The sequence below is a fragment of the Dietzia sp. SYD-A1 genome (genome assembly GCF_015356725.1).
Classification (GTDB): Bacteria; Actinomycetota; Actinomycetes; order Mycobacteriales; family Mycobacteriaceae; genus Dietzia.
The window spans coordinates 1-5,013 of the sequence record NZ_JADDKI010000109.1 but is presented as its reverse complement, the minus strand read 5'-3'; the positions used below and the strand labels follow the sequence as shown (position 1 = coordinate 5,013).

The window sequence follows — 5,013 nt, the reverse complement described above, 5'->3', positions numbered from 1 at the left end:
GCCTCGTCGTCGTCGGGCCATCCCGACCGGGCGCGGGGGACGCGCAGTCGGTCACCGTGGCCGCGGCGGACGGGGCATCCGGTCACATTGACCTCGGACGCATCGACGCAGGTGACGAGCAGGCTCTACAGGCGTGGCTGGAAGACGACGCGGTGTTCAAGGCGGTCCACGACGCGAAGGCCGCCACCCACGCCCTCATGGGCCGGAACCTCCGCTTGGCCGGTGTCACGCTGGATGTCGCTCTCGCGGCCTACCTCGTCCGTCCCGGTCAGCGTAGTTACGGGCTGGCGGAGTTGTTCCAGCGCCACCTGCAGCGCGAATTACCCGAGCCGGAGGCGGCGGAGAAGCAGCTGTCGCTCCTGGACGAGGTCGATGAGTCCGAGGCAGAGCAACAGGCGGCCAACTCGGCCGCCACCCGGGCCCGCGCCGTCATCGACCTCGCCGAGCGTCTGGATGTGGAGCTGGAGCAGGTCCACGGGGCGCAGCTGCTCGCGGACATGGAACTGCCGCTCGTTCCCGTCCTCGCCAGGATGGAGGCGAAAGGCATCGCCGTCGACGCGGCGGCCCTCGACGACCTGCGTGACGGGTTCGCCGACCGGGGGCGTGGTGCGGCAGAAGCGGCCTACGCCGCGATCGGCGGTGAGCAGATCAACCTCGGGTCGCCCAAGCAACTCCAGGTGGTGCTGTTCGACACCCTCGGTATGCCCAAGACCAAGAAGACCAAGACGGGGTACACCACCGACGCCAAAGCGCTCGAGGAGCTGCTGGCCAAGGAGACAGGGGACACCCCCGGGCGGGCCTTTCTGGAAGCGTTGCTCCTGCACCGCGAGGCGACCAAGATGCGCACCACGGTCGAGGGTCTGATCAAGACCATCGGGGACGACGGGCGCATCCACACCACCTTCAACCAGACGGTCGCCGCCACCGGACGACTGTCGTCTACCGACCCGAACCTGCAGAACATTCCCGTCCGCACCGAGGATGGTCGACGGATCCGGAAGTCGTTCGTCGTGGGTGAGGGTTTCGACTGCATCCTCACCGCCGACTACAGCCAGATCGAGATGCGCGTGATGGCCCACCTCTCGGGCGACGAGGGCCTGATCGAGGCGTTCCGGACCGGCGAGGACCTGCACTCCTTCGTCGGTTCCCGGGCGTTCGGAGTACCCATTGACCAGGTCACCCCCGAGCTCCGGCGCCGGGTCAAGGCCATGAGCTACGGGCTCGCCTACGGGCTCAGCGCCTTCGGGCTGGCCGCGCAGCTCGGGATCAGCCAGACCGAGGCCCGCGAGCAGATGGACGCCTACTTCTCCCGCTTCGGAGGTGTCCGCGACTATCTGCATGCGGTGGTGGACCAGGCCCGTCGTGACGGCTACACCGAGACCCTCTTCGGCCGCCGGCGCTATCTGCCCGAGCTCAACTCCGACAACCGGCTCAAGCGAGAGAACGCCGAGCGCGCCGCCCTCAACGCCCCCATCCAGGGCACCGCCGCGGACATCATCAAGGCGGCGATGCTCAAGGTGGACGCCGACCTCCACGAGCGGGGGCTCCAGAGCCGGCTGTTGCTCCAGGTCCACGACGAACTGGTCCTCGAGGTGGCGAAGGGCGAGCTCGAGGAGGTCCGTGGCCTCGTCGTCGACCGGATGTACTCCGCTATCGAACTCAACGTACCGCTGGACGTCTCCACCGGCACGGGGCCCGACTGGGATTCCGCTGCCCACTGAGTAACCAGTGGGTAACCAGTGACGCCGAAAGCGGGCGGTTCGTTTTGTGGTGCCCGGAGTATGCCCTAGGTTCATTGCAGATTCGGCTACCCGACGCCTGAAAGGGCACGCACATGACCCTCACCTCTCGGCGCGGCCTCCGTGCCGCACTGGCACTGACCGCCACCGCGGCCCTCGCGCTCACCGGCTGCACCACCAACACTGAGGGTCCCGAGGACTCGGGAGAGCCGAGGCAGGAGGTCTCGCTCGAGACGGACGACGAGATCGCCGCCCTCGTACCGGCCGAGATCCGCGAGAAGGGCGTGCTGGTGATCGGCACCAACCCGCCGTACGCCCCCAACGAGTTCAAGAACGAGCGAGGGGAGATCGTCGGTTTCGACATCGATGTGATGACCGCCGCCGCCCAGCTCATGGGACTTCGCGCGGAGTTCCGCGAGTCGGACTTCGAGAAGATCATCCCCGCGATCGAGGGCGGCACCATGGACATGGGTGCTTCCTCGTTCACGGTCAACGACGAGCGACTGCAGACCGTCGACTTCGTCACCTACTTCGAGGCCGGTATCCAGTGGGCGTCGGCGGCCGGTAACGACGTGGACCCCGACGATGCCTGCGGACTGAGCGTGGCCGTCCAGCGCACCACGGTCTCCGACCAGGAAGACGTGCCCGCCCGCAGCGAGGCGTGCGTCGCCGCCGGCGATCCGCCGATCGAGAAGGTCCAGTTCGACTCGCAGGACGAGGCCTCCACCGCCGTGGCGCTCGGCAAGGTCGACGCCATGTCCGCCGACTCCCCGATCTCGGCGTACGCGGTCAAGCAGTCCGAGGGCAAGATGCAGCTGGCCGGTGACGTCTTCGACTCCGCCCCCTACGGCTGGCCTGTGCGCAAGGGGTCCGAACTGGCCGCCGCTCTCGAAGCCGCAGCGGACAAGCTCATCGAGACCGGAGACTTCGAGAGGATCGCCCAGAACTGGGGCCTCGAGGACGGGTTGATCGACGACGCCGAGATCCGGAAGGGCTGAGTGACCGGTCGGTGAGCACCGCGCACAACGGCGCCTCCGCGCCCCGGGCTGACGCGCCCGACCCCATCGAGGCGGTGCCGCTCCGGCACCCGTGGCGCTGGGTGTCGGCGACGATCGTCCTGGCCCTGGTGTTCCTGTTCGTCTGGGGCGCCGCGACCAACCCCGCCTATGGCTGGGGCACCTACGGCCGCTACCTCTTCGACACCAGGTTCGGCATGGCGGTGTTCTACACCATCGCGCTGACGGTGCTGTCGATGATCCTCGCCGTCATCCTGGGGGTCATCCTCTCGGTCATGCGGATGAGCAGCAACCCCGTGCTCAAGGCCGTGGCCTGGGTGTACCTGTGGATCTTCCGCGGGACCCCGATCTACGTCCAGCTGCTGTTCTGGGGCCTGATCTTCACGCTGTACCGGCAGGTGCAGTTCGGCATCCCCTTCACCGACTTCCAGATCGTCCGCTTCGACGACACGATGGTGTTGTACTCCGCGTTCTGGCTCGCGGTGGTGGGTCTGGCCATGAACGAGGCCGCCTACATGGCCGAGATCGTGCGGGCGGGGATCTCGTCCGTTCCGGAGGGCCAGGCCGAGGCCTCCACCGCGCTCGGCATGTCGTGGGGGCAGACCATGCGCCGGACCATCCTGCCGCAGGCCATGCGCGTGATCATCCCGCCCACCGGGAACGAGCTGATCTCGATGCTCAAGACCACCTCGCTCGTCGTGGCGATCCCGTTCTCCGGTGAGCTCTACGGTCAGGCCCGCGACATCTCCGGGGTCAACTTCCAACCGATCCCGTTGCTCCTCGTGGCGGCCACCTGGTACCTGGTGATCACCAGCGTGCTCATGGTGGGCCAGCACTTCCTCGAGAAGAAGTTCTCCCGCGGTTCCACCCGTCAACTCACGGCCAAACAGCTGCGCGCGCTGGCCGAGGCGGACGGACTCACCCCCTCAGGGCTCGCCGCGGCCAGGGGTACCGATCAGTCGGGAGGAATGCCATGACCCCGATGGTCAGGGCCGAGCAGGTCTGCAAGAGCTTCGGCTCACTGAGGGTGCTCAAGGGCATCGACATCGAGGTGGCGGCCGGGGAGGTGCTGTGCCTCGTCGGTCCGTCCGGATCCGGCAAGTCCACCTTCCTCCGGTGCATCAACCACCTCGAGCGCGTCGACGCGGGTCGGCTCTACGTCGACGGCGACCTGGTGGGGTACCGGGAGAAGGGCGGCAAACTCTACGAGATCTCGCCGAGGCACGCGGCCAGGCAGCGCCGCGACATCGGGATGGTGTTCCAACACTTCAACCTGTTCCTGCACCGCACGGCCCTCGAGAACATCATCGAGGCCCCGATGCTCGTCAAGGGTGAATCCCGTGCGGAAGCGACGGAGCGGGCACGGGCCCTGCTCGACACGGTCGGGCTCGCGGCGAAGGCGGACGCCTATCCGGCGCAGCTGTCCGGTGGGCAGCAGCAGCGGGTGGCGATCGCCCGGGCGCTGGCGATGGAGCCCAAGCTCATGCTGTTCGACGAGCCCACCTCGGCCCTGGACCCCGAGCTGGTGGGTGAGGTCCTAGGCGTCATGCGGGACCTGGCCGGCGCGGGCATGACGATGATCGTGGTCACCCACGAGATGGGCTTCGCCCGGGAGGTGGCCGATACGGTCGCCTTCATGGACGACGGGGCGGTGGTCGAGGCCGGGCGTCCGTCCGATGTGCTCGGGGCACCCCGGCATCAGCGGACCAGGGACTTCCTGTCGAAGATCCTGTAGTCGGCGATCAGCCGAGGGTGGCCACGAAGATCGCGGTCCCGGGGAACACGCCGCCGCGCAGCGGGCTCCACTGCCCCCACTCCCGGTCCAGCCACTCCGGCCACTCGGGCTCGATCAGGTCCCGGACCACGAAACCGGCGCCGACCAGTTCGCGGATCCGGTCTCCCATCGTGCGGTGGTGTTCGACGTAGGTCAGATCGCCCTGCTCGTCGTACTCGGTGTACGGCGTGCGGTCGAAGTAGGGGAACGCGGCCACCAGTCCCTCGGGGCCCGGATCGTCCCGGAAGATCCACCGCATCGGGTGGTTGACGGAGAAGACGAACCGTCCGCCGGGGCGGAGCACGCGGGCCGCCTCCGCCATGACCCCGGCGGTGTCCGCGACGAAGGGGATGGCCCCGAACGCGGAGAACGCGACGTCGAAGCTGTCGGCGGCGAAAGGTAGGCGGCGGGCGTCGGCCTGGATCAGGGGCACCCGGGCCGCCGGGCCGGTCGACCTGCTCGCGGCCCGCGCGCCCACCCGGAG

The 5,013-nt window shown here is 68.3% G+C and carries 5 protein-coding genes; 4 read left to right on the top strand and 1 reads right to left on the bottom strand.

The window, feature by feature from the left end:
* From polA to IY392_RS05215, 4 genes are all read left to right on the top strand, one after another.
* On the top strand, positions 1–1,721 hold a 1,721-nt coding region (gene polA, locus IY392_RS05230), incomplete at its 5' end, for a DNA polymerase I (RefSeq protein ID WP_194860705.1).
* A 113-nt stretch (positions 1,722–1,834) separates the two neighbouring features.
* Positions 1,835–2,737 carry an ABC transporter substrate-binding protein gene (locus IY392_RS05225; RefSeq protein WP_194860704.1) on the top strand — a complete coding sequence of 301 codons (903 nt, stop codon included), beginning with the start codon at positions 1,835–1,837 and terminating at the stop codon, positions 2,735–2,737.
* Between the two features lie 11 nt (positions 2,738–2,748).
* The gene (locus tag IY392_RS05220; protein ID WP_182612861.1) at positions 2,749–3,732 is read left to right on the top strand and encodes an amino acid ABC transporter permease; all 984 of its coding nucleotides are present in this window, start codon (positions 2,749–2,751) and stop codon (positions 3,730–3,732) included.
* The gene (locus IY392_RS05215; protein ID WP_277815601.1) at positions 3,729–4,490 is read left to right on the top strand and encodes an amino acid ABC transporter ATP-binding protein; all 762 of its coding nucleotides are present in this window, start codon (positions 3,729–3,731) and stop codon (positions 4,488–4,490) included. Before IY392_RS05220 ends, IY392_RS05215 begins: the two co-directional genes overlap by 4 nt.
* 7 nt (positions 4,491–4,497) lie before the next feature.
* Here IY392_RS05215 and IY392_RS05210 read toward each other — a convergent pair.
* The coding region (locus tag IY392_RS05210) for a class I SAM-dependent methyltransferase (RefSeq protein WP_194860703.1) at positions 4,498–5,013 on the bottom strand (516 nt) is incomplete at its 5' end.

Bases quoted from the DNA above. Each gene is read 5' to 3' on its own strand.
- IY392_RS05215 (WP_277815601.1), top strand. From the start codon at position 3,729: ATGACCCCGATGGTCAGGGCCGAGCAGGTCTGCAAGAGCTTCGGCTCA.
- IY392_RS05225 (WP_194860704.1), top strand. From the start codon at position 1,835: ATGACCCTCACCTCTCGGCGCGGCCTCCGTGCCGCACTGGCACTGACC.